Annotated in this window: 28 protein-coding genes and 1 riboswitch; of the genes, 13 read left to right on the top strand and 15 right to left on the bottom strand. The window is 67.6% G+C overall.

Annotation, left to right across the window (positions count from 1 at the left end; translation table 11 throughout):
* From RTU05_RS09890 to RTU05_RS09870, 5 genes are all read left to right on the top strand, one after another.
* A partial coding sequence (locus RTU05_RS09890; protein ID WP_312597850.1) for an SPOR domain-containing protein occupies positions 1–279 on the top strand: 279 nt, incomplete at its 5' end.
* The gene (gene nagZ, locus RTU05_RS09885; protein ID WP_312597848.1) at positions 276–1,325 is read left to right on the top strand and encodes a beta-N-acetylhexosaminidase; all 1,050 of its coding nucleotides are present in this window, start codon (positions 276–278) and stop codon (positions 1,323–1,325) included. The genes RTU05_RS09890 and nagZ, both read left to right, overlap by 4 nt.
* A 48-nt stretch (positions 1,326–1,373) precedes the next feature.
* Complete coding sequence (locus tag RTU05_RS09880; protein WP_312597846.1) at positions 1,374–2,195, top strand: ScpA family protein; 822 nt, start codon at positions 1,374–1,376, stop codon at positions 2,193–2,195.
* Positions 2,192–2,863 carry an SMC-Scp complex subunit ScpB gene (gene scpB, locus RTU05_RS09875; RefSeq protein ID WP_312597845.1) on the top strand — a complete coding sequence of 224 codons (672 nt, stop codon included), beginning with the start codon at positions 2,192–2,194 and terminating at the stop codon, positions 2,861–2,863. Before RTU05_RS09880 ends, scpB begins: the two co-directional genes overlap by 4 nt.
* Positions 2,864–2,925: 62 nt before the next feature.
* Entirely contained in the window at positions 2,926–4,533 is a 1,608-nt protein-coding gene (locus RTU05_RS09870) for an ATP-binding protein (RefSeq protein WP_312597844.1), read from the top strand.
* A 10-nt stretch (positions 4,534–4,543) separates the two neighbouring features.
* On the opposite strand, the gene RTU05_RS09865 is transcribed toward RTU05_RS09870, so the two are convergent.
* Positions 4,544–4,792 (bottom strand): DUF333 domain-containing protein, encoded by a 249-nt coding sequence (locus tag RTU05_RS09865; protein WP_312597842.1) that lies wholly within the window; start codon positions 4,790–4,792, stop codon positions 4,544–4,546.
* 71 nt (positions 4,793–4,863) lie between these two features.
* Positions 4,864–5,835, bottom strand: a complete 972-nt coding sequence (ispH, locus tag RTU05_RS09860) for a 4-hydroxy-3-methylbut-2-enyl diphosphate reductase (RefSeq protein ID WP_312597840.1) — start codon at positions 5,833–5,835, stop codon at positions 4,864–4,866.
* Positions 5,836–6,085: 250 nt separating this feature from the next.
* On the opposite strand from ispH, the gene RTU05_RS09855 reads away from it, so the two are divergent.
* The 5 genes from RTU05_RS09855 to RTU05_RS09835 all read left to right on the top strand — a co-directional run bounded on the left by RTU05_RS09855 (position 6,086) and on the right by RTU05_RS09835 (position 8,676).
* Entirely contained in the window at positions 6,086–6,445 is a 360-nt protein-coding gene (locus RTU05_RS09855) for an AtpZ/AtpI family protein (protein ID WP_248118818.1), read from the top strand.
* A 6-nt stretch (positions 6,446–6,451) separates the two neighbouring features.
* Positions 6,452–7,237 (top strand): F0F1 ATP synthase subunit A, encoded by a 786-nt coding sequence (locus tag RTU05_RS09850; protein WP_248118819.1) that lies wholly within the window; start codon positions 6,452–6,454, stop codon positions 7,235–7,237.
* Positions 7,238–7,295: 58 nt separating this feature from the next.
* Positions 7,296–7,520 carry a F0F1 ATP synthase subunit C gene (locus RTU05_RS09845; RefSeq protein WP_008261286.1) on the top strand — a complete coding sequence of 75 codons (225 nt, stop codon included), beginning with the start codon at positions 7,296–7,298 and terminating at the stop codon, positions 7,518–7,520.
* A 68-nt stretch (positions 7,521–7,588) separates the two neighbouring features.
* Complete coding sequence (locus tag RTU05_RS09840; protein WP_292045788.1) at positions 7,589–8,161, top strand: hypothetical protein; 573 nt, start codon at positions 7,589–7,591, stop codon at positions 8,159–8,161.
* The gene (locus tag RTU05_RS09835; RefSeq protein ID WP_312597838.1) at positions 8,161–8,676 is read left to right on the top strand and encodes a F0F1 ATP synthase subunit B; all 516 of its coding nucleotides are present in this window, start codon (positions 8,161–8,163) and stop codon (positions 8,674–8,676) included. Before RTU05_RS09840 ends, RTU05_RS09835 begins: the two co-directional genes overlap by 1 nt.
* A gap of 75 nt (positions 8,677–8,751) precedes the next feature.
* On the opposite strand, the gene RTU05_RS09830 is transcribed toward RTU05_RS09835, so the two are convergent.
* From RTU05_RS09830 to gcvT, 8 genes are all read right to left on the bottom strand, one after another.
* Positions 8,752–9,219, bottom strand: coding sequence for a DUF6789 family protein (locus tag RTU05_RS09830; protein ID WP_312597836.1), 468 nt, complete (start codon positions 9,217–9,219; stop codon positions 8,752–8,754).
* Between the two features lie 384 nt (positions 9,220–9,603).
* Positions 9,604–10,008, bottom strand: a complete 405-nt coding sequence (locus RTU05_RS09825; RefSeq protein ID WP_312597834.1) for a hypothetical protein — start codon at positions 10,006–10,008, stop codon at positions 9,604–9,606.
* A 182-nt stretch (positions 10,009–10,190) separates the two neighbouring features.
* Positions 10,191–11,261, bottom strand: a complete 1,071-nt coding sequence (locus tag RTU05_RS09820; RefSeq protein ID WP_312597832.1) for an SDR family oxidoreductase — start codon at positions 11,259–11,261, stop codon at positions 10,191–10,193.
* Between the two features lie 119 nt (positions 11,262–11,380).
* Positions 11,381–12,949 carry an aminomethyl-transferring glycine dehydrogenase subunit GcvPB gene (gene gcvPB / locus RTU05_RS09815; protein ID WP_409411610.1) on the bottom strand — a complete coding sequence of 523 codons (1,569 nt, stop codon included), beginning with the start codon at positions 12,947–12,949 and terminating at the stop codon, positions 11,381–11,383.
* Complete coding sequence (locus RTU05_RS09810; protein WP_312597828.1) at positions 12,946–13,101, bottom strand: hypothetical protein; 156 nt, start codon at positions 13,099–13,101, stop codon at positions 12,946–12,948. The genes gcvPB and RTU05_RS09810 overlap by 4 nt, the downstream gene beginning before the upstream one ends.
* Positions 13,098–14,444, bottom strand: a complete 1,347-nt coding sequence (gene gcvPA, locus RTU05_RS09805; RefSeq protein WP_312597826.1) for an aminomethyl-transferring glycine dehydrogenase subunit GcvPA — start codon at positions 14,442–14,444, stop codon at positions 13,098–13,100. Before gcvPA ends, RTU05_RS09810 begins: the two co-directional genes overlap by 4 nt.
* Positions 14,445–14,579: 135 nt before the next feature.
* Entirely contained in the window at positions 14,580–14,945 is a 366-nt protein-coding gene (gene gcvH, locus RTU05_RS09800; RefSeq protein WP_312597824.1) for a glycine cleavage system protein GcvH, read from the bottom strand.
* Between the two features lie 133 nt (positions 14,946–15,078).
* Positions 15,079–16,191 (bottom strand): glycine cleavage system aminomethyltransferase GcvT, encoded by a 1,113-nt coding sequence (gcvT, locus tag RTU05_RS09795; protein WP_312597822.1) that lies wholly within the window; start codon positions 16,189–16,191, stop codon positions 15,079–15,081.
* Between the two features lie 146 nt (positions 16,192–16,337).
* A riboswitch (glycine riboswitch) is annotated at positions 16,338–16,435 on the bottom strand.
* A gap of 105 nt (positions 16,436–16,540) precedes the next feature.
* On the opposite strand from gcvT, the gene RTU05_RS09790 reads away from it, so the two are divergent.
* The 3 genes from RTU05_RS09790 (at position 16,541) to RTU05_RS09780 (ending at position 19,315) form a co-directional block, all read left to right on the top strand.
* The gene (locus RTU05_RS09790; RefSeq protein ID WP_312597820.1) at positions 16,541–17,581 is read left to right on the top strand and encodes an alpha/beta hydrolase; all 1,041 of its coding nucleotides are present in this window, start codon (positions 16,541–16,543) and stop codon (positions 17,579–17,581) included.
* A 136-nt stretch (positions 17,582–17,717) separates the two neighbouring features.
* The gene (locus RTU05_RS09785) at positions 17,718–18,683 is read left to right on the top strand and encodes a class 1 fructose-bisphosphatase (protein WP_312597819.1); all 966 of its coding nucleotides are present in this window, start codon (positions 17,718–17,720) and stop codon (positions 18,681–18,683) included.
* A complete protein-coding gene (locus tag RTU05_RS09780) occupies positions 18,683–19,315 on the top strand; it encodes an isochorismatase family protein (RefSeq protein ID WP_312597818.1) in 633 nt (210 codons plus the stop codon). The genes RTU05_RS09785 and RTU05_RS09780 overlap by 1 nt, the downstream gene beginning before the upstream one ends.
* A 141-nt stretch (positions 19,316–19,456) precedes the next feature.
* Here RTU05_RS09780 and RTU05_RS09775 read toward each other — a convergent pair whose 3' ends face one another.
* From RTU05_RS09775 to RTU05_RS09755, 5 genes are all read right to left on the bottom strand, one after another.
* On the bottom strand, positions 19,457–20,476 hold the full coding sequence (locus RTU05_RS09775; protein ID WP_312597817.1) for an adenosine deaminase: 1,020 nt from the start codon (positions 20,474–20,476) through the stop codon (positions 19,457–19,459).
* Entirely contained in the window at positions 20,473–20,892 is a 420-nt protein-coding gene (locus tag RTU05_RS09770) for a type II toxin-antitoxin system VapC family toxin (protein WP_312597815.1), read from the bottom strand. The genes RTU05_RS09775 and RTU05_RS09770 overlap by 4 nt, the downstream gene beginning before the upstream one ends.
* On the bottom strand, positions 20,889–21,140 hold the full coding sequence (locus RTU05_RS09765) for a FitA-like ribbon-helix-helix domain-containing protein (RefSeq protein WP_409411612.1): 252 nt from the start codon (positions 21,138–21,140) through the stop codon (positions 20,889–20,891). The genes RTU05_RS09770 and RTU05_RS09765 overlap by 4 nt, the downstream gene beginning before the upstream one ends.
* 46 nt (positions 21,141–21,186) lie before the next feature.
* Positions 21,187–22,989: an arginine--tRNA ligase gene (gene argS, locus RTU05_RS09760; protein ID WP_312597812.1), complete on the bottom strand. Its 1,803-nt coding sequence runs from the start codon at positions 22,987–22,989 to the stop codon at positions 21,187–21,189.
* Positions 22,990–23,532: Tat pathway signal sequence domain protein (locus RTU05_RS09755; RefSeq protein ID WP_312597810.1), on the bottom strand; the 543-nt coding region annotated here is incomplete at its 5' end. It lies immediately after the preceding gene.

Below are 23,532 nucleotides of genomic sequence, written 5' to 3'. Positions count from 1 at the left end.
CGCGACGACGCCCGCGCCGGCCGCCCTGCCGCCGCGCGCGGTTCGGCCTCGGTCCAGATCGGCGCCTTCTCCTCGACCGAGATCGCGGACCGGGAATACGCCGCCGTCGCCGGTCGCTTCGGCCAGTATGCGTCGGGCGCCGAAAAGCGGGTGACCGAAGTGACGACCTCCAGCGGATCGACGCTTTACCGCACCGCCTTCTCGGGCCTGTCGCGCGAACGGGCCACGGCCTTCTGCAATGCGCTGAAGGCGGCGGGCCGGGACTGCATCGTTCGGTGACCTCCGCCGCCCTCTACGGCTGCGCCGGTCATCGGCTGACGGAGGACGAACGCGCCTTCTTCGCCAAGGCGCGGCCGTGGGGCTTCATCCTGTTCCGGCGCAATATCGACACGCCGGAACAGGTGCGGGCGCTGACCGACGATCTGCGCGCCAGCGTCGGCGACCCCGAGGCGCCGATCCTGATCGATCAGGAGGGTGGACGGGTCCAGCGCATGGGGCCGCCGCACTGGCCCAAATATCCGCCGGGCGACGCCTATCTGAAGGCCGCGAACGATCCGATGCAGGCGCGCGAACTGGCGCGGCTGGGCGCGCGGCTGATGGCGCACGACCTGCGGGACGTGGGGATCACCGTCGATCTGCTGCCGGTGCTGGACGTGCCGGTGCCGGGGGCGCACGACATCGTCGGCGACCGGGCCTATGGCCGCGATCCGCAGACGGTGGCCCTGCTGGGCCGGGCGGCGGCGGAAGGCTTGCTGGCCGGCGGGGTGCTGCCCTGCCTCAAACATATGCCGGGCCACGGACGCGCCTTCGCCGACAGCCATAAGGACCTGCCGACGGTCCACGCCGATTTCGAGACGCTGGACGGCTGGGACTTCGCGCCGTTCAAGGCCCTGTCGGACATGCCGATGGCGATGACGGCGCACATCGTCTTCACCGCCCTGGATCGGAAGCGGCCGGCGACCCAGTCGAAGAAGGCGGTGCGGACGATGCGCGAGCATCTGGGCTTCACCGGCCTTATCCTGACCGACGACCTGTCGATGCAGGCGCTGAGCGGAGCGCTGGGCGAACGGGCGCATCTGTCGCTGAAGGCCGGGTGCGACGTGGTCCTGCACTGCAACGGCGATCTGGCCGAGATGCAGGCGGTGGCCGAGGCGACAGGCAAGCTGAAGGGCAGGGCAAGGGCGCGGGCCGAGGCGGCGCTGGCGCGGATCGTGCGCGCGCCGGAACCGCTGGACGCGGCGGCCGGGCATCAACGCTTCTTCGAGGCGATGGGCGGGCGGCTGGATGTCGCCAAGGGGCCGGACGTGGGGGAGGCGCAGGCGTGATCGGCACGGCGCGGCCTCAAGCAGCGCGAAGCGCGGCAGGCCCAGGAAATGTCTGAAGCCTTCCAGCCCAATCTGGACTTCACAGCCGCCGCCGAGGTCGAGGACCGCGAAGCCTTCGTCGTCGATCTGGACGGATACGAGGGGCCGTTGCATGTCCTGCTGGCCCTGGCGCGGAACCAGAAGGTCGACCTGCTGAAGCTGTCGATCACCCAACTGGCGGAACAGTATCTGGCCTTCGTGCATGAGGCGCGGCGCAGGAACTTCGCCCTGGCGGCCGACTATCTGGTGATGGCGTCGTGGCTGGCCTATCTGAAGTCGCGCCTGCTGCTGCCGCGCACCGACAAGGGCAAGGCCGAGGAGCCGCCCGCCGAAGAGATGGCCGCCGCCCTGGCGTTCCGCCTGCAGAAGCTGGAGGCGATGCGGAAGGCGGTCGAACAGCTGATGGCCAGGCCGCAGCTGAAACGCGACGTCTTCACGCGCGGGGACCCGGAGGCGACGGTGATCACGCCCTCCGACCGCATCGACGCCAGCCTGTACGAACTGATGAGCGCCTATGTGGTGCAGCGTCGGCGCGAGGAGGCCCGGCGCTATGCGCCCGGTCAGAGGGTCGAGGCTTTTCCGCTGGAGGCCGCACGCGACTGGCTGCGCGAGATTATGCCGAAACTGGCCGACTGGACCCCGCTGGAGCGGGTGGCGCCGATCCGCGAGGACGAGGACGGCCCCAGCCAGGCCAGCTTTACCGCCTCGACCCTGTCGGCCAGTCTGGAGCTGGTGAAGGAGGGGGCGATGGACATCCGACAGGCGCAGGCGTTCGCCGAGCTTTATCTGAAGCGGCGCGGGCCGGGGCAGCCGCTGGAGCTGAGGGGGTGAGCGATCTCGCCTTCCAGCCCGACGAGGCCGAGATCGAGCGGCGGGTCGAGGCGCTGTTGTTCGCCGCCGCCGGGCCGCTGACCGCCGCCGAGATCGCCGCTCGCCTGCCCGAGAACTGCAATGTCGCGCGCGCCATCGCCGGTCTTCGCGCCCGTTACGAGGGGCGGGGGGTGGAGCTGGAGTGCGTCGCCGACCGCTGGCGGTTCCGCACCGCGCCGGACCTGGCCTTCATGATGACCCAGGAGCGCGAGGAGCCGCGCCGCCTCTCCAAGGCCGCCCTGGAGACCCTGGCCATCATCGCCTATCACCAGCCCGTCACCCGCGCCGAGATCGAGAGCGTGCGCGGCGTCAGCATCTCCAAGGGCACGCTGGACCTGTTGCTGGAGATGGGCTTCGTGCGGCTGCGCGGGCGCAGGCGCACGCCGGGGCGGCCCGTGACCTATGCGACGACCGACCGCTTCCTGGAGCATTTCGGCCTGGCCACCCTGTACGACCTGCCGGGCGTGCAGGAGATGAAGGCGGCGGGTCTGCTGGACCTGTCGCTGCCGGTCGGGTTCGAGGTTCCCGATCCCAGCCGCGCCTCAGAGGCCGACGACGAGGACGGAACCCTGCCAATCGAGGACGAGGCGCCGGAGTTCGCAAAGGACTTCGTCACCGACGACCGCTGATCCGATCCGGGCGTCTGCGCGGCGTTCATCTTGTCTTATCGGGCCAATGGTAGCGGTTGGTCATGTCTCGTGGCGTTGCTTCAAAATCCGGCTCGCAAGCGTGGGTCGCCTTCCGGCTCGCGGCGATCCTGCTGATCGGATCGATGGCCGGGATGATCGCGGTCCTGGCGGTCGTCAGCCAGGCCATCGACGCGCACCAGGCCGTCAAGGAACAGAAGCTGGTCGAGCGCCGCGTCGCCCGCGCCCTGCAGGCCATAGGCGAGGATCTGACCACGGCCGCGGTCTGGGACGATGCAGTCGAGCATATGACGGGCGCCGGCGACGTCGCCTGGTGGGACCGGCATCTGGGCGGCTATTACGAGGCGCAGAGCAAGCTGCCGGTCAGCCTGGGGTATGACGACGCCGGGCGTCTGTTTCGCATCTCCAAGAACGGCGGACCGGCCGGGGCGGACGCCTCCGACCCCTTCGCCCAGTCCGCGCGCCCCATCGTCGACGCGCTGAGAGCGGCGGCGGCGCGGCGTGACCGTTCGACCGTGGCGCTGGACGCCGTGACGTTGAAGCCGGCCATCGTGAAGGTGAATGGGACCGTCTATCTGATGGGGACCTCGACCATCGTGCGGCACACGCTGAAGGGGCAGGTCCCCGCATCCGATCCGGCGGTGGCGTCGTTCAAGCGCTTCGACACCATCATTCCGCAGATTCACGACCGCCTCGGGCTGGTCGATCCCGTCTTCTCGATCGGCGATGCGCCGCCGCCGCAGGGGCGCGAGGCGGTGGATATCCGCGATCCCAACGGCGTGCTGCTGGGCCGGATCGTCTGGACGCCGGAACGGCCGGGCGCGGACATCCTGCGTCAGGCCGGGCCGCTGCTGCTGATGCTGCTGACGCTGCTGCTGGTGGGCGGCGGCGCCCTGCTGTGGCGGGTGGCGCAGGACATTCGGCGTCTGCGTGCGTCGGAGACGGCCCTGTCGGCGGCGCTGGAGCGGGCGGAGGCGGCCAATGCGGCCAAGACTCGGTTCCTGTCCAACGTCAGCCACGAACTGCGCACCCCGCTGAACGGCGTCTTAGGCATGGCCGAGGTGATCGGCGCGGACGCCATCACGCCCCAACAGCGCGAACGGCTGGAAATCCTGAAGGCGTCGGGGCGTCAGCAACTGCGGCTGGTCGAGGAGCTGCTGGACGTAGTACGTCTGCGCGACGGGGCGGTGATGCTGGAACGACGGCCGTTCCGCCCGGACAACCTGCTGCAGCGGGTCGCCAACGACGTCGAAGGCGCGGCGGCGACCAAGGGGCTGACCCTGCACGTCGATGCGGTCGAGGGCGAATGGCTGGGCGACCCCGTCCATATCGAGAAGCTGCTGGCCGCCCTGGCCGACAATGCGGTGCGCTTCACCCGGTCGGGCCAGGTGACGTTGCGCGCCCGCGCCGACGACGATCTGGTGCTGGAGGTCGAGGACACCGGGCCGGGCATGACGCCCGACGAGGTGACGCGCCTGTTCGACGCCTTCACCCAGGGCGACGAGAGCAGCACCCGCACCGCCGAGGGCCTGGGTCTGGGTCTGACCGCCGCCCATGGGCTGGCGGTGCTGATGGGCGGCAAGATCGAGGTGGTGTCCACGCCGGGCGTGGGCAGCCTGTTCCGCGTTCCCCTGCCGCTGGCGCGGGCCTAGCGCCGGTCGGTCAGGACTGCGGGTGGGCGCTGCGGTACAGCGCCCATTCCTCCACGACGCGGCCGTCGGGCAGATGGCACATGCCGGTCTGGCCGCCGTCGGCGCCGGTGCGGATCTCCAGCCGACCGCCGATGTCGCCGCAGTATTTGGAGGCGGGATTGACCATGCCGACCGGCTTCGCGCCGGTGTTGCCGACCGGCTGCGCGCAGGCGGCCAGCGCGGCCAGCGGCAGGACGATGGAAACAGCGCGTTTGATCATGACGTTTATCCCGCGTTGATGGGCGACTGTCGCAGACTACCACGGAACGTCTGCGCCGTGCATGGGCCCGGTCAGGCCGTCAGCAGGCGCGGCAGTTTGAAGGTCACGGTCTCGCGCGCGCCGGCGTCCTCGCTCACCGTGGCGTCGAACCGGGCGCGGATGGCGTCGACCAGCGCCTCGATCAAGGGCTCGGGTGCGGACGCGCCGGCGGTGACGCCGACCGTGTCCACGCCGTCGAACCAGGCCCAGTCCACCTGAGAGGCGTCGTCCACCAGATAGGCGGCGCGGGCGCCCGCGCGCATCGCCACCTCGACCAGCCGGGCCGAGTTGGACGAGTTTTTGGACCCCACCACCAGCACCAGTTCGCAGCCCTCGCCCAGCACCTTGACCGCGTCCTGACGGTTTGTGGTGGCGTAGCAGATGTCTTCCTTGTGCGGATCGGGCAGTTCGGGGAAGCGGCGTTTCAGCACCTTCAATATGCCGGCGGTGTCGTCCACCGAAAGGGTGGTCTGGGTGGCGTAGGCCAGGGGGGCGTCGCCGGGCCGTTCGAAGACTTCGGCGTCGGCCTCGGTCTCGACCAGGCTGATGGCGCCGGCCGGCAACTGGCCCATGGTGCCGATCACCTCCGGGTGGCCCGCATGGCCGATCAGTATGATGTGCTTGCCGGCGGCGTGATGGCGCTCGGCCTCGACATGGACCTTGGACACCAGGGGGCAGGTGGCGTCCAGGAACAGCAGGTCGCGGGCGCGGGCGTCGGCGGGCACCGACTTGGGCACGCCGTGGGCGGAGAAGACGACCGGGCGGTCGTCCGGGCATTCGTCCAGTTCCTTGACGAAGACCGCGCCCATGGCCTTCAGCCGCTCGACCACATGGCGGTTGTGGACGATCTCGTGGCGCACATAGACGGGGGCGCCGTATTTCGCGATGGCCCGCTCCACGATCTGGATGGCCCGGTCCACCCCGGCGCAGAAACCGCGCGGCGTCGCCAGGCGCACGGTGATCGGACGGGGCGAGGGCGCGGGCGGCGGGACGTGGGCGTTCATGGCGGCAACCTAGTCGTTTCCGCACCGCATCGCCATGTCGGGCCGACGCAAACGCGGCGGGATTCTGTCGTCCGCCATCGCGGCGCATCGTCACGGCCAGTCCGTGCGTTTGGAAAGCTGAATATTTACGAACACTTAGGTCGATATCACGACGCCTTGACCTGATGGCCGCTCACGATTAGTTTCCGCGCCGAATTCAGACCCGTTCGGACCCATCGTCCGGACGTCGAGCAAACAGGTCCTGTCCCTTATGTCGGAATCGCGCGAAGAGGCGATCAAACGCCTCCAAGAGAGCGCATCCGCATTGGAGGCGCGGACCACGGTGGAGAAATCCGCCGAGCTGACCGGCCAGCAGGTGTCGGGTCAGGCCTACAAGATCATCGCCGAACTGCTCGGCGGCGTCTTCGTGGGCCTGGCGTTCGGTTTCATCGCGGACTGGGTCTTCGGGACCCGCCCGTGGGGTTTGATCGGCGGGGTCCTTCTGGGCTTCGCCTTGTCGATTTACATGGCGCGTCGCACAGCCAACCGGCTGATGGCGCAGGCCAAGGCGTTGGGAACGTCGGCTCCGGCCGAACCCTATGTCGAGGCCGACGAAGACGGGGAACGATAGGGCTTCATGGCCGATCCGATTCATCAGTTTCAGATTCAGAAGGTCGTCGACCTTGGCGACGTGACCCTGCCCGTGGTGGGGACCGTCGATCTGGCGATCACCAATTCGCACATCGCCATGACCGTCGCCTTCCTGCTGATCGTGGGCTTCCTGACCGCCGTGACGTCGAACGCCAAGATCGTGCCGGGGCGCCTGCAGGCCGCGGGCGAGGGCGTGTTCGGCCTGATCGACAATCTGGCCGATTCGATCATCGGTCATGACGGCCGCAAATATTTTCCGTTCGTCTTCACCCTGTTCATCCTGATCCTGGGCATGAACATCCTGGGTCTGTTCCTGACCTTCACGGCGACGTCGCAGCTGGCCATCACCGCCACCTTCGCCCTGATCACCTTCGGCCTGGTGCTGGTGGTCGGTTTCGCCAAGAACGGCCTGGGGTTCTTCAAGCTGTTCTGGCCCATGGGCGCGCCGCTGCTGCTGCGCCCGGTCGTGGGCCTGATCGAGTTCGTCTCCTTCCTGCTTCGCCCGGTGACCCTGGCGCTGCGTCTGTTCGGCAATATGCTGGGCGGCCACGTCGCGCTGAAGATCTTCGCCGGCTTCGTCGTGTCGCTGGGCCTGTTGGGCCTGGGCGGCGGCATCGGTCTGCTGGCCTTCCCGGTCGCGGCCCTGTCGCTGGGCATGGTCGTCGCCCTGACCGCGCTGGAGTTCCTGGTGGCCTTCCTCCAGGCCTTCGTCTTCGCCGTTCTGGCCTGCATCTATCTCAATGATGTGGTCAACCTGGACCATGCCCACTAAAGGGCCGGACCAGTCTCTTCACCCCAACCACCAACGACTTTAATTTAGGAATACAATCATGGACGCTGAAGCCGCCAAGTACATCGGCGCTGGTCTCGCCACCCTGGGCATGATCGGTTCGGCCCTGGGCGTGGGCAACATCTTCGGCCAGTTCCTGGCCGGCGCCCTGCGCAACCCCTCGGCCGCCGCCGGCCAAGTCGGCAACCTGTTCGTCGGCGCCGCCCTGGCCGAAGCCCTGGGCATCCTGGCCTTCGTGCTCGGCATCCTGATGATCTTCGGCTGATATCAGCCGATCACGGCGCGCGGGGTTCGCCCGCGCGCCGCTTCATCTGATTCTGCAGCAGACGGTTCATGGCCAGCACCCACACCATCGACGCGGTCCCGCCTTCGGTCGAAGCGGACCTGCACGCCGAGACGGCGACCCCCGCCGAGCACGGCTCGGGCGGCCTGCCGCAATTCCAGTTCGAACATTGGGCGGGCCAGATCGGCTATCTGCTGATCCTGTTCGTCATCCTGTACGTCCTGGTCTCCAAGGTCTTCGCTCCGCGCCTTCGCAAGGTGATGGATGAGCGGGCCGACACCATTTCCAACGCCGTCGCCACCGCGCGTCAGGTTCAGGCCGAGGCCGCGGGCCAGGCCGCCGAAGCCCAGGCCGAGGTCGCCAAGGCCCGCGCCGACGCCCGCGCCATGGCCGCCGCCGCCAAGGCCCGCGTCGCCGAAGAGGCCAACGCCCGTCAGGCTGCGGAAGAGGCGGTCGTCAACGCCCGCATCGCCGAGGCCGAGGCCGCCATCGGCAAGACGCGCGACGCCGCCATGAGCAATGTCTCCACCATCGCCGCCGACACGACCGCCGCCATGGTCGAGCGTCTGACCGGCAAGGGCGCGACCGCCGCCGAACTGGCCGCCGTCAAGGGAGCCGCCTGATGAACCTGATCTTCGAGCACGGCATCTGGAGCTTCGCCAATGCGGAGATCTGGGTCGGGATCGGCCTGATCCTGTTCTTCGGCATCCTGGTCGCCGCCGGCGTGCCCAAGATGGCCGGAAAGGCGCTGGACGCCAAGGCCGTCAAGATCCAGGCCGATCTGGACGAGGCCGCCCGCCTGCGCGCCGAAGCCGAAGCCCTGCTGGCCCAGATCCGCAAGGAGAAGGCCGAGGCCGAGGCCCAGGCCGCAGAGATGATGGCCCAGGCCGAAGCCGACGCGCGCCGACTGGAGGCCGAGACCAAGGTCAAGCTGGAAGAGACCCTGGCCCGCCGTCAGACCATGGCCGAGAACCGCATCGCCCAGGCCGAGGCCCAGGCCTCCGCCGAGGTCAAGGCAGCCGCCGCCGATCTTGCCGCCAAGTCCGCCGAACAGATCCTGGCCGCGCGCCTGGCCTCGGGCGCCAAGGACCCGCTGCTGGACGTCGCCATCGCCCAGATCGGCGACCGCCTGAACTGAGGCCGGGTCGGTCCAAAGACATCAAGGCCCCGACGGCGACGTCGGGGCCTTTTTGCTGGTCGGTTCAGATGCGGCTCAGTGGGCGGGGGCGCCGCCCATGACGGTCGCGCCCATCCGCTTCTCACGGCTGACCAGCCGGGCATAGACATTGCCCAACACGATGCCGAACACCGCATGGGTGATCAGCAGCCAGCCGAAGGTGCCGAAGCCCGCCCCGGCGGTGAAGGTGCGGTAGTTTCCGAACATCACGATGGCGGCCATCATGATGATCCAGGCGCCGACCGCGAAGACGATGCCCTTGGTTTCGGGCGTGTCGGTCGGCAGTCGGGGACACAGGACCGCGAACAGCGGCCCCAGGATGAAGACCCCGCTGATCAGGTGGATCACCCAGCCCACCGCCAGATTGCCGGGCATGCCGATCATCGAGGCGATCACGCCCTGGAACGGGTCGAACCAGTTCAGGAACATATTGGGGATTTCGAGCAACGAGGCGGCCGCGGTCGCCGCAACCCCGGCGATCAGACCCTTTTGTACGCGTGACATCATGACCTTAGCGCCTCCCAACGCCTTGAGTGGTTCTCTGATAACGCGGGGTCAGGATACGCCTGTCCGAGGGCGGCCGGGTTCACGATGCCGTGGTTAGCGGTTGCAGCAACGCAACCGCGAAATGGACGTCAATTTGATGGTTCGGCGGTTGAGTTGGACTGAGAGCCGATAAGGTTCTTCACAACGGGCGCGGCGAGGTCACGGCGAGCACAACGGAGACAGGGTTCGGCGAGGGCCTGCGGCGGCGAAGCTGCGGATGCGTCGGAGGTTGGCTGAGACTTGTGAGCCGAACGTTCAGCCTGGTCGTGATCGTCGTGACCTCGCCGTGCCCGCTGTGACGAACGCCTTTCAGGCCCGCGTCACCTCAAAGCGCCGATGGCCTTAGCGGACCAACTTGCGGAAATAGCGACGCAATTGTTTGCGGCCGCGCGACAGCCGCCGGCCGGACCGTTTGACGACCACCTTCTCGGCCCGCAGCGCCTGTTGCCAGAAGACGGGCGCGAACTCGGGCTTCTTTCGCATCAGGCGACGGAAGGGATAGACCCATTTGGGCCGGGCGTATTGGGCGCGGATGAACTGGCGCTTGGCCCAGAACGAGCTTCTCAGGATCAGGATCAGACCGAGCGCGATGACCGGAACGCCGCCGGGGCCGGGCAGGGGGGCGATCAATAGGCCCAGCATCACGACCAGAAGCCCGCCGATCATCAGCGCCCAGCGTTTCACCGTCCGCAGCGTGCGGCTGCGGGGCTTGGCGAACGGAGGAAGGGCGACAGGCAGGGAGGTCACGAACACGCTAGATGGGAAGCCACGGTCTGTGTGACAACGGCCGCCCCGGTCGCGCGATCCCTCGTCGGGAAAGGAAAGGGCGACCGTGACGACCGCGCCACACGCCATTCAGGCCCCGCGTCGATGGCGGATCGGTGTCATGCGGATTAAGCTTTGCTCATGATGGCGGCCGGCGGCGCCGGTCAGCCGTAGCGGACGCCGGTCAGGGCCTCGGATTCCAGCCACAGACGCCGGGCCACGGCCTCGTCCCTGGCCTGGGGCGCGATGCGGGCGGGCCCGGGCGATCCGGCCAGCTCCTGGAAGCCTTGCGGGCCGTAATAGCCGCCGGGCCTGACCTGGGGCAGGGTCGCCGCCATCAGGCTGGGCAGGGCGCCGGCGGCGCTGGACTGGCCGAACAGGCGGATGAACAGGCGCGACGCCCAGGCGGCCGGATCGCCGCCGTCGCCAAGGCCATTGGCCACAAGGTCCGTGCGCGCCACGCCGGGATGGGCGGCCACGCTGGTCAGGCCCCAGCCGTGGGCGTCGCTGCGGCGTTGCAACTCCAGGGCGAACATCAGCATGGCCAGTTTGGACTGCTGATAGACGGCGAAGGGGCGATAGCCGGAGGTGAAGTTCAGGTCGTCCAGATGGATACGTGCCCCTCGATGGGCGATGCTGGACAACTGCACCACCCGCGCGCCGTCCGGCCGGGATGCATTGGCGGTCAGCAGGGGCAGTAGTCGGCCGGTCAGGGCGAAATGCGCCAGATAGTTGACGCCGAACTGGGTCTCGAACCCGTCCTTGGTCGTACTGCGGCGGGGCAGGGCCATGACGCCGGCGTTGTCGATCAGGATGTCGATGGGCCGCGCGGCGTCCAGGCGCCGGTCGGCGAAAGCGGCCACGGAGGCCAGGTCGCCCAGGTCAAGCGGATCGAAACGCACATCGGCGCCCGGATGCCGGGCGCGGATCAGCCGTTCGGCCTCGGCGCCCTTGGCCGGATTGCGGGCCGCCAGAACCACCTCTGCGCCCTTGCCCGCCAGAACCAAGGCTGTCTCCAGCCCCAGCCCGCCGGTCGCGCCGGTGACGACGGCCAGCCTGCCGGTCTGATCGGGGATGTCGTGGGTGGTCCATTGGGTCATGACGCCATCCTGCAGCGGAATGGATGGATCGTGAAGGGTTTCGGACCGGCCCATCGGCCGTGCGCGCTTGGCGGCGCTGCGACCGGCGCGGTGGGCGACGCTGCGACCGGCGCGGTGGGCGACGCTGCAACCCATCCGCCGTCATCCTCGCCCTTGTGGCGAGGATCCAGACGCCCGGTGTGTCCGCAGAGTGCGCGGTCGTCGGCCACCGGGCGTCTGGATCCCAGGGACAAGCCCTGGGATGACGGGACTGATTAGGCCGCCTGGTTGGAGCCTTCCGGGGCCGACCAGCGCAGCACCGGGGAGCGGGCGGCGCGGGTTTCGTCCAGGCGTTTCAGCGGGGCGTGGAAGGGCGCGCCCTTGAAGCGGTCCACATCACCGGCCTTCGCGGCCTCGGCCAGCAGGCGCATGGCGTGGATGAAGCGGTCCAGTTCGGCCTTGGACTCGGTTTCCGTCGGTTCGATCAGCATGGCGCCGTGGACGACCAGCGGGAAATACATGGTCATCGGGTGGAAGCCCTCGTCGATCATCGCCTTGGCGAAGTCCAGCGTGGTGATGTCCGTGCCCTTCAGCCATTCGTCGTCGAACAGGGCCTCGTGCATGCAGGGGCCGTCGGGGAAGGCCGGGCTCATCAGGTCCTGCAGGCGGGCCTTGATGTAGTTGGCGTTCAGCACCGCGTCCTCGGCCACCTGACGCAGGCCGTCCGAGCCGTGGGACATCATGTAGGACAGGGCGCGCACATACATGCCCATCTGGCCCTGGAAGGCGCACAGACGGCCAAAGGCTTGCTCTGCCTCGTCTTCCTCACGCTCGATCAGGCGATAGCCATTGTCGTCATGCACGACCCAGGGGGCGGGGGCGAAGGGCGCCAGGGCTTGCGACAGGACCACCGGACCCGCGCCCGGACCGCCGCCGCCGTGGGGCGTGGAGAAGGTCTTGTGCAGGTTGATGTGCATCGCATCCACGCCCAGGTCGCCGGGCCGGACGCGACCGACGATGGCGTTGAAGTTGGCGCCGTCGCAGTAGAAGTAGGCGCCCGCCTCATGCGTCAGACGCGCGATCTCGATGATGTCGCGCTCGAACAGGCCGCAGGTGTTGGGGTTGGTCACCATGATGGCGGCGACGTCCGGGCCCAGCTTGGAGGCCAGGTCGGCGACGTCCACGCGGCCGTCCTCGGTCTGGGCGACCTCGACGACGGAATAGCCGACGAAGGCGGCGGTGGCCGGGTTGGTGCCGTGGGCGGACGTGGGGACCAGAACCTTGCGGCGCTGCCCATGCTCGCCCTTGGCCTCGTGGGCGGCGCGGATGGCCATCAGGCCGCACAGTTCGCCGTGGGCGCCGGCCTTGGGCGACAGGGCCACGGCAGGCATTCCGGTCAGGGTCTTCAGCCAGTGCGCCAGCGTGTCCATCAGCTCCAGCGCGCCCTGAACCGTCGATTGCGGCTGCAGCGGGTGGATGTCGGAGAAGCCGGGCAGACGCGCCATCTTCTCGTTCAGACGCGGGTTGTGCTTCATCGTGCACGAGCCCAGCGGATAGATGGCCAGGTCGATGGCGTGGTTCTTCTGCGACAGGCGCACATAGTGGCGCATGGCCTCGGGCTCGGACAGGCCGGGCAGGCCGATCGGGTCCTTGCGGACCAGATCGCCCAGGTCGGACGCATCGGTCCTGGGTTCCGGCAGATCGACGCCGGTCTTGCCCCAGCCGTCCCCCTCGAAGATCAGGGCTTCGTTCTGCAACAGGCCGCGGCCGCCGGTCAGGGTGGCGGGCTTGGTCTGGACTTGGTTCGGAGCGGTCGGGCGGCCGACGGTGTTCATGGTGCTCATTTGATTTCACCGCTCATCCCCGCGAACGCGGGGACCCAGTTCTTTGGGCGATGGATTTCGCCGATGATCGAAGCCGCATGTCCCAGACCCGTCATGCGAAAGGACTGGGTCCCCGCGTTCGCGGGGATGAGCGGAAGGAAGGAAATGCTCATCCGGCTAAAACCTTGCTCAGGCTCTTGGCCAGAATCTGGATGTCGGCATCCAGCGTCGTCTCGGTCGCGGCGACCAGCAGGACGTCGTCCATGCCGGCGTCGGGGGCCAGACGGCTGTACGGCACGCCCGCCAGAATGTGATGGGCGGCCAGGGCATCGACGACCTCGGCCGCGTTCCTGGGCAGGCGGATCGCGAACTCGTTGAAGAAGCGCGGGGTCAGGACCTCCACGCCCGGAATGGCGGCGAGCGCATCGCGCGTGACGACGGCCTTTTCGTGGTTCAGCAGGGCCAACTTTCTCAAGCCGGTCTCGCCCAGCAGGCTCATGTGGATGGTGAAGGCCAGGGTGCAGAGGCCCGAGTTGGTGCAGATGTTCGAGGTCGCCTTGTCGCGGCGGATGTGCTGTTCGCGCGTGGACAGGGTGAGGACAAAGCCGCGCTCGCCGTCGGCGTCCACCGTTTCGCCGGTCAGGCGGCCGGGCATCTGGCGGATCAGCTTCTCGCGCGTGGCGAATAGGCCGACATAGGGGCCGCCGAAGTTCAGGGCGTTGCCGATCGACTGGCCCTCGGCCGCGACGATGTCGGCGCCCATTTCGCCGGGCGATTTCAACAGGCCCATCGACACGGCCTCGGTCACCACGACGATCAGCAGGGCGCCCGCCGCATGGGCGGCCTCGGCGATCTTGGTGACATCGGTCGCCGTGCCGAAGACGTTCGGGGTCTGGACGACGACGCAAGCCGTGTCGGGGCCGATCTGGTCGATGACGGCGGCCTCGGCGTCGAACGCGGGGGGCAGCACTTCAGTCTCCACGCCGACGGCGTGAACCACGGTCTCGGTCGCCTTGACGTAGTGGGGGTGGACGCCGCCCGAGATCACCGCCTTGTTGCGGCGGGTCACGCGCGTGGCCATCAGCACGCCCTCGGCCATGGCGGTCGAACCGTCATAGAGGCTGGCGTTGGCGACCGGCATCCCGGTCAGGTTCGCGACTTGGGTCTGGAACTCGTACAGGTATTGCAGGGTCCCTTGCGCGATTTCCGGCTGATAGGGGGTGTAGCTGGTCAGGAACTCGGACCGCTGAATCACGTGATCCACCGTGGCCGGGACGTGGTGCTTGTAGGCCCCGGCGCCGCAGAAGAAGGGCACGGCGCCGGCGGTCGCGTTCTTGGCCGCCATGGCGGACAGGGCGCGCTCGACCTCCAGTTCGCCAGCCACGCGGGGCAGGTCCACAGGCCCGTCCAGCCGCGCGCTCTCGGGCACGTCAACGAACAGGTCGTCGATGGTTTTGGCGCCGATGGCGGCGAGCATCGCCGTGCGGTCGTCGGGCGTCAGGGGGAGGTAGCGCATTGCCGGTTCCTTCACCCGTCATCCTCGGGCTTGACCCGAGGATCGGATAATGTGCGGCTCGTGCGCCGAAGTCTTCGCACGAGCAGTTGATCGTCCGGCCCTCGGGTCAAGCCCGAGGGTGACGGGCCTGTAGATTTAAAGCGTGGCCAGGAAGGCGTCGTAGGCGGCCTGGTCCATCAGGGCGTCCAGTTGCGAGGCGTCCGAGACCTTGATCTTGGCGAACCAGCCGTCGGCCTCGGCGGCCGAGTTGACGGTTTCCGGGGCGGTCGACAGGGCGTCGTTGGCCTCGATCACCTCGCCCGAGACGGGGGCGTAGACGTCCGAGGCGGCCTTGACGCTCTCGACCACGGCGAAGCTGTCGCCCTTCGAGACGGTCTTGCCGACTTCCGGGACTTCAACGAACACCACGTCGCCCAGGGCGTCGGCGGCGTGTTTGGAGATGCCGACGGTGGCGATGTCGCCGTCCAGGCTGACCCACTCGTGATCCTTGGTGAATTTCATGTCTTCTCTCCTGTCCCGTCATCCTCGGGCTTGACCCGAGGATCGGATGTTGCGCGGTTCGTGCGTCGATGTCTTCGCACGAGCGGTTGATCGCCCGGCCCTCGGGTCAAGCCCGAGGGTGACGGGCTGAATGTCACGCCTTCGGCTTGCGGTAATAGCGTTGCGCCACGAAGGGCATGGCGACGACTTCGGCGGCGGCGGACTTGCCGCGCACGATGACCTTCAGTTCCGTGCCCAGCGCCGCGAAGGCGGGCGGGACGAAGCCCATGGCGATGTTCTTGCCCAGGGTGGGCGAGGGGCCGCCCGAGGTGACCTTGCCGATGATGTTCCCGTCGGCGTCGGCGATCTCGGCGCCTTCGCGGGCCGGGGCGCCTTCCTTGACGTGCAGGCCGACGCGGACGCGCGATGGGCCGTCGGCCAGTTCCTTCAGAATGCGGTCGGCGCCGTTGAAGTCGGCGCGCTCCTTCCTCGACTTGGACAGGGCGAAGGTCAGGGCGCCTTCGACCGGGCTGGTGGTCGGGTCGATGTCGTGGCCGTGCAGCGGCAGACCGGCTTCCAGGCGCAAGGAATCGCGGGCGCCCAGGCCGATGGGCTTGACGCGGGCGTCTTCCAAAATGGTGTTCCAGATGCGCTCGGCCTGGTCCGCCGGGACCGAAATCTCATAGCCGTCTTCGCCGGTGTAGCCCGAGCGCGAAACATAGGCGTCGACCCCGAACAGCATCAGGCGGGCCGTCTCCATGAAGCCCATCTCGGCCAGCACCGGCTCGTGGGCGGCCATGACCGCGGCGGCCTCCGGGCCCTGAATGGCGATCAGGGCGCGGTCCAGAACCGTCAGCTTGGCGTCGCCTTCCAGATTGGCGTTCCAGAAGGCGAAGTCCTCGTCCTTGTTGCCGGCGTTGACGACGACGAACAGGCCGTCGTGGTCGGGACGCCCGGCCATCAGGTCGTCGATGATCCCGCCCTGGTCGTTCAGCAGCACCGAATATTTCTGCTTGCCGGCCTTCAGGATTTCATAGTCGCCTGGCACGAACCGTTCGAACTGGGCGGTCGCGTCGGCGCCGGTGATCTTGCACTGGCCCATGTGGGACACGTCGAACAGACCGGCGTGTTCGCGGGTCCAGCGGTGTTCGGCCAGGACGCCCTCGTACTGGACCGGCATGTCATAGCCGCCGAAGCCCACCATGCGGGCGCCTAAGCGCCGGTGCGCGGCGTTCAGGGGCGTGGTCTTCAGGGTCTGATCGGTCATGGTTCAGGCTTTCGCGGTCGCGTGTTGGGGCGGAGCTCCGCCGGTCCTCGCGCCCCCGCTGTCCTGAAGCCTGAGAGATTCCGGCGACCAAATCATGTCGCCTTGCTCCGTCGGCGCGCCCATCGAGGGCGACTTTCCAGCGTCCGTATGCTGTCGCGGTCCGTTTGCCTGAGCGTTTCCGGGGCGGTTGCGCCTTCGGCGTCGCGGCCGGTTTCCCGTCCCCGAACTCTCCCGCGAGAGCGTTCGACCTAAGGCATCGACTCCGGCGCCAAGTCAAGCGTCGGCGGAACAAGGTCTGCCGGGGCGGGTTGTCGTCACGAGTTCATCATCCCAACCCAGGAGAACGAAAATGTCGATTATAGACAAGCTGTTCGGCGACAACGACAAGCCGCGCGACACGCCCGCCAAGGCCGATGGCCCGATGCAGAAGGTGCTGGATGAACTGGCCGCGCTCGGCGGCAAGCCCATCGAGACCCTGACGCCCGAGGAGGCGCGCCAGCAGCCCACGCCGACCGACGCCGTTCACGCCCTGCTACGCAAGGCCGGCAAGGAGCCGAAGGCCGACGATCTGGGCGTGAAGACAACAGACATCACCATTCCCGGCGCGGCCGGCCCGATCCAGGCCCGCATCTACAAGCCGCACGACCATTCCGAGGACAGGCTGCATCCGGTGGTGGTCTATTTCCACGGCGGCGGCTTCGTGATCGCCGATCTGGACGTCTATGACGGCGGCCCGCGCGGCGTGTCCAAAATGGCCGACGCCATCGTGGTCTCGGTCCATTACCGCCAGGCGCCGGAACATCATTTCCCCGCCGCCCATGACGACGCCATGGCCGCGTATCGCTGGGTGCTGGAGAACGCCCAGAGCTTCAACGGCGACCCGCAGAAGGTGGCGGTGATGGGCGAAAGCGCGGGCGGCAACCTGGCCATCGGCGTGTCGATGATGGCGCGCGACGCGGGCGTGACCCTGCCCGTGCATCAGGTGCTGGTCTATCCGGTCGCCGGCGTGGACATGGACAATGAATCCTATGTCGAGAACGCCGACGCCAAGCCGCTGAACAAGCCGATGATGAAATGGTTCGTGAAGCACATCTTCGCCAACGAAGCCGACGCCCAGGACCCGCGCATCAACATCGTCGAAAACGCAGACCTCAGCGGCCTGCCGTCCTCGACCGTGATCTGCGCCGAAATCGACCCGCTGCGGTCGGAAGGCGAACTGCTGGCCGAAAAGCTGGAGCAGGCGGGCGTGGACGTGCGCCACAAGACCTTCCACGGCTCGACGCACGAGTTCTTCGGCATGGCCATGGTCGTGCCGGACGCGGCGGCGGCCCAGACGTTCGCCGCCCATGAGCTGAAGCGCGCCTTCGGCACGGCGATCCTGCCGATCTGATCCTGCACAACGAGATCCGTCATCCTTGGCGCAAGCCTGGGATGACGGCGCTGGGTTAGGGAGAGGGTTTCTCTTGCGGCGGCGCGTCCCGCCCGCCAAGAACGCGGGACGCCTCAGCCGAACCGGACCGACCCGCATGACCCGCACCAGCCTAGACGCCCATATCTCCGCCCTGGACGTAGCGGACGGCCTGAAGACGGTGCTGACCGTGGTGGGCCAGACCTGCGCCGAGATCAGCCGGGTCGTGGCGGGCGGCGCCCTGGTCGGGGCCTTGGGCGCATCCGGCCAGATCAACGTCCAGGACGAAGAGCAGAAGAAGCTGGACGTCATCACCGACGACATGCTGACCCAGGCGCTGCTGGCCTGTCCGGCCATCGCCGGCGTGGCTTCGGAAGAGAAGGATGCGGCCGAGATCGCGACGAATGCGGCGGGCGAATATCTGGCCCTGTTCGACCCACTGGATGGTTCGTCCAACATCGACATCAATGCGCCGGTCGGCACCATCGTCTCGGTGCTGAAGTCGCCGTCCGCCACGCCCGGCGAAGCCGACTTCCTTCAGCCAGGGCGTCAACAGGTCGCGGCCCTCTACGCCGTCTATGGGCCGCAGACCATGCTGGTGCTGACGACCGGGGACGGGGTGAAGGGCTTCACCCTGGCACAGGACGGTCAGTGGTTCCTGACCCATGACGCCATCGCCGTTTCGCCGGACACCAAGGAGTTCGCGATCAATGTCTCGAACCAGCGTCACTGGGCCGAGCCGGTGCAGCGCTATGTGGAGGGTCTGCTGAAGGGGGCGGACGGGCCCCGGGCTAAGAACTTCAACATGCGCTGGGTGGCGGCCATGGTGGCGGATGTGCACCGCATCCTGATGCGCGGCGGCGTCTTCATCTATCCGTGGGACAGGCGCGAGCCGAACAAGCCGGGCAAGCTGCGCCTGATGTACGAGGGCAATCCGATGGCCCTGCTGATCGAACAGGCGGGCGGCAAGGCGACGACGGACGGGGTGCAGCCGATCCTGGACGTCCAGCCGACGCAGTTGCATCAGCGTATTCCGGTCGCCCTGGGGTCGGCGAACGAAATCGACGCCCTGGCCGCCGCCTGATGCGGATCGGCCCCACCGACGCGCTTCTGGTCATCGATCCGCAGAACGACTTTTGCGAGGGCGGCGCGCTGGCCGTGTCGGGCGGGGCGGGGATCATGCCGCTGATCGTGCGGCTGGCTGAACGGTTCAACCGGGTGATCGTGACCCAGGACTGGCATACGCCGGATCAGATTTCGTTCGCTTCGAACCACGCGGGTGCAACGCCCTTCACCGAGATCGAGGTGGCCTATGGCCGCCAAATGCTGTGGCCCGACCACTGTCTGCAGGGCTCGCCCGGCGCCGATTTTCACTGCGATATCGCGCCGGTGGTGAACAAGGCGCTGGCCGTGATCCGCAAGGGCTACAACCCCGCGGTCGACAGCTACTCCGGCTTCTTCGAGAACGACCACCAGACGCCGACGGGCCTTGGCGGCCTGTTGCGGGAACTGGGCGTGACGCGGGCGTTTCTGGCGGGCCTGGCCTTGGACTACTGCGTCCGTTTCACCGCCGAGGATGCGGTGCGCCAAGGGTTCGAGGCGGTGGTCGTGACCGACGCCAGCCGCGCCATCGCCCCGGAAACGGCGGCGGCCGCCCACGATAGTTTCCGCGCGCTGGGGGTGATGGAGATCGAGGCGGCGACTCTGCTGGGCTGACACCTCCCGCCAGACAAAACCGTCATCCTCGGCCTTGTACCGAGTATCCATACACTCAGGCGTCGCCGCCAAGCCTCAACCTTGAGCACCGGGAGTCTGGATACTCAGCACGAGGCCGAGGATGACGGGCGCGTGGTTAAGCTAACGCTCCATAATCGCGTAGGCTTCGACCTCGGCGATGCGCGCGGCCTTTTCGGCGTCGCCCAGGAACGATCCCTCGAAGCTGTTTTTCGCCAGTTGGGTAACCTGTTCCCGCGTCAAACCGACCGCCGTCGCCAACTGGCTGTAGTTGGCGTTCACATAGCCGCCGAAATAGGATGGATCGTCCGAGTTCAGGGTGACGTGCAGACCCCGGCGCAGCATCTCCGGGACCGGGTGATCCTTCAGGTCCTTGACCACGCACAGTTTCAGGTTCGACAGCGGGCAGACCGTTAGGGTCATCTGTTCGGCGGCCAGACGTTCGATCAGGGCCTCGTCCTCCATCGAACGATTGCCGTGGTCCATGCGGTCGATGTGCAGCAGGTCCAGCGCCTCATGCACATAGGCGGGCGGGCCTTCCTCGCCCGCATGGGCGCACAGTTTCAGGCCCATCTCGCGGGCGGCGGCGAAGACGCGCTGGAACTTGGACGGCGGATGGCCGACCTCCGACGAATCCAGCCCCACGCCGATGAAGTGGTGCAGATAGGGTTTGGCCGACTCCAGGGTGGCGAAGGCCTCGTCTTCGGTCAGGTGGCGCAGGAAGCTGAGGATCAGGCCGCTCGACACGCCCAACTCCGCCTTGGCCCGGTCCATGCCCGCGATCAGTCCCTCGACCACCACGCCGAACGGCACGCCGCGATCCGTATGCGTCTGCGGGTCGAAGAAGATTTCGGCATGGCGCACATTGTCCGCCGCCGCGCGCTGGAAATAGGCGAAGGCCAGATCCTCGAAATCCCGCCGTGTCAGCAGAACCGCCGCGCCGGCGTAATAGATGTCCAGGAAATCCTGCAGGTTGGAGAAGTCATAGGCCGCCCGCACCGCCTCGACGCTGTCGTAGGGGATGGCGACATTGTTCCGCTGAGCCAGTTCGAACATCAGTTCCGGCTCCAGACTGCCCTCGATGTGCAGATGCAGTTCGGCCTTGGGCAGGCCGGCGATATAGGCGTCGAGATCAGGTGTCATGCGATGGTCTCGGCTAGAAGTCTGAGCGGGGCGGTGCAGGCGGATGAACTGCGCACCTTATGCACCAAGGTCTTGTCCTGAGTGATCAGGGGCACGCGGCGGCTTTCGGCCAGGGCCAGGTAGAAGCAGTCATAGGCTGGGTGTCGAAGATCGATAGCAAGCGCCATCGCGCGATCGGCCAAATCCTGGGATGGAACCAGTCCCACGCCCAGATGCGGCAGGGTTTCCAACGCCATTTCGGCCTCCGATCGCAAGATGCGGCCGAGTTGAACAGTCTTCCAGAAGGCGTTGACGCACTCGCTGACAAGCAGATCGGGGGCCACGCAGAACTCGGACGCAATCAGGTTTCGCGCGGCCTGACTTTCGGACTCCGGCAACAGGCAGGTGATGACGACGCTGGCGTCGACGACGATCACCGCGAGTCTCGATCTTCGCGAACGAGATCGACAGAAGTGGGCAAAAGTTCGCCGCCGCGTCGGGCCAAAATCGTGGCGCGCAGAGCGTCTGCACGCTTGAGCCAGGCTTGTTTGTCGACGTCGCCGAACGCCTGTTCCAACACCGCCCGATGCTCCGCCTCGGCAGAGCGCCCATTGGCGGCGGCGCGCGCCTTCATGCGTCGCGTGATCTCATCGGGCACGTTGCGGACATGAAGATTGACAGGCATCGGCTGCTCCTCTGATAGCAGATATAGCACGCCGCAACGCCGCTCGCTACATCCGCTCCGGCGTGTCGATGCCCAGGAGGTTCAGGGCGATTTCAAGCTGGCGCAGAGCCGCCGCCGACAGGGCCAGGCGCGAGCGTTTGGTGGCTTCGTCCGGCGCGACCAACACGGGGCAGGCGGCGTAGAATTTCGAGAACGACTGGGCGACGCGATAGGCGTGCTCGGCGACCAGGTGCGGCATCCGTTTGTCGTAGGCGTCGGCCGCGGCGGTCGAGAAGGCGTCCAGCGTCAGGGCCAGGTCGCGCTCGGCGGGTTCGGCGACGATAATGGGTCCGGCGGACGCGCCCTGTTCGGCGGCCTTCCTCAGCAGGGATTTGATGCGGACCGCCTGATACAGCAGATACGGCCCGGTCTTGCCCTCGAAGCTCATGAAGCGGTCGAGATCGAAGACGTAAGAGGTCGTGCGCGCGTTCGACAGGTCGGCGAACTTCAGGGCGGCGATGGCCACCTTGTGGGCGATGGCCTCGAACTCATCCGGCGACAGGTCGTCGCCCAGCTTGGCCTCGTGCAGGCGCTCGCGCGCCTTTTCGGTCGCCTGATCGATCAGGTCGCGCAGTTTCAGCACGCCGCCCGCGCGGGTCTTGAACGGCTTGCCGTCCTGACCGTTCATGGTGCCGAAGCCCAGATGCTCCAGCGACTTTTCGGGCGCGTATCCGGCCAGATAGGCGGCGCGGAACACCTGTTCGAAATGCTCGGCCTGACGTTCGTCGACGACGTACAGGATCAGGTCGGGCGAGAGCGTCTTCTTGCGGTCCAGGATCGTGGCCAGGTCGGTCGTGCCGTACATGGCCGAACCTTCCGAACTGATGACCAGCAGGGGCGGGGGCGAGGGGGCCTCGATCACCGAACCGTCGGCCAGCTTCTTCTTGCGCGTCTCGCCCGGCTTGGCGACGTGAACCACCTGGGCGCCGTCGTCCTCGACCAGCAGGCCGGTTTCTTTCAAGTGCGCCAGCATTTCCGGCATCACCGGATCGGCGTCGCTCTCGCCGTTCCACAGGTCGAAATCGACCGAGAGGTCGCCGTATTCGCGCTTCAGCGCCTCGCGGCTGACCGCCACGAAGTGCTGCCAGAGCGCGCGATAGCCGGGGCGGCCGTTCTGCAGTTCGGCCGTCGCCTTGCGGGCGCGGTCGCGGAAGGCGGGGTCTTCCTTGGCCTTGCCGGCGGCCAGCGGATACAGGCGGTCCAGATCGGCCAGGGTGACGGGACTTTCGGTCGGGAAGGGACCTTCGCCCTCGACCATGAAGGCGTCGGCCAGACCTTCGTCGCCGCAGGCGACGATCAGCAGGCCCATCTGGAAGCCCCAGTCGCCGAAGTGGGCGTCGCCGGTGACGTCGTCGCCCCGGAAGCGGAACAACCGCTTCAGGCTCTCGCCGATGATGGCGCTGCGCAGATGGCCGACGTGCATCGGCTTGGCCACGTTGGGACCGCCGAAGTCGATGACGACCTTGCGCGGTTCGGCGACGACCGCCGCGCCCGCGTGATCGGCGTCGGCGGCGACCTCTTCGGCACGCTGTGCCAGCGTCGCATCGGCGATCTTCAGATTGATGAAACCGGGACCGGCGACCTCGACCGAGACGAACCGCGGATCGGCGCTCAGGCATTCGGCGATGCGGCCCGCGAGTTCGCGCGGATTGGCCTTCAGCGCCTTGGCGGCAGCCAGGGCGCCGTTGGACTGAAAGTCGGCCAGGTCGGGGCGGTCGGACGGGGTGACGCGGGCCAGGGCTGCATCCACGCCTTCGGCGGCGAAGGCGGCGCCGACCGCTTCGCTGAGGACGGTCTTGAGATCAGCCATTTATTCGCTCGTGGGTGCGGCGGCGGCGGGCGCAGGCGCAGGCGCGGGCGTCGTTCCGGCGTTGACGCGGAATCGGCTGCCCGAGCGGTTGAACTCGGCCATTTCAGGCGTCACGTCGAAACCGACCAGGATCTCGAAATTGCCGCCGCTGGTGGTGGCCTCGGCGCGCGGGATGACGATGGTGCGCTCTTCGGTCACCGACGCGGTGCGCTGGCCCTGGAAGTTCACCGGCAGATCGAAATATTCTTTGGACAGGATGGCGGTGTTCCGCTCGGTCACCGCGATCCAGTAGCGATAGGTGCGCTGGTCGCCGGCGGCCTGGGCGCCGCGGCCCAGGTTGAACAGCACGCTCATGTCCACGCGGATCGGATCGCTCTCCCGGTATTCGCAATCCGACGACACGCCCTCGATCTCGCCGGTATAGCCGACATTGGCCACGGCGGCGCGGCCGCCTTCCAGTTCGACATAGCGGGCGGCATCGTACAGCACCTTCACATAGGGGCAGGGGCCGGCGTTGACGCGGCGGCGCAAGGGGCGATGCGC

Source organism: Brevundimonas sp. (genome assembly GCF_032017145.1).
In the GTDB taxonomy this organism is placed as follows: Bacteria; Pseudomonadota; Alphaproteobacteria; order Caulobacterales; family Caulobacteraceae; genus Brevundimonas.
This window is presented reverse-complemented; position numbering and strand designations above follow the sequence as displayed.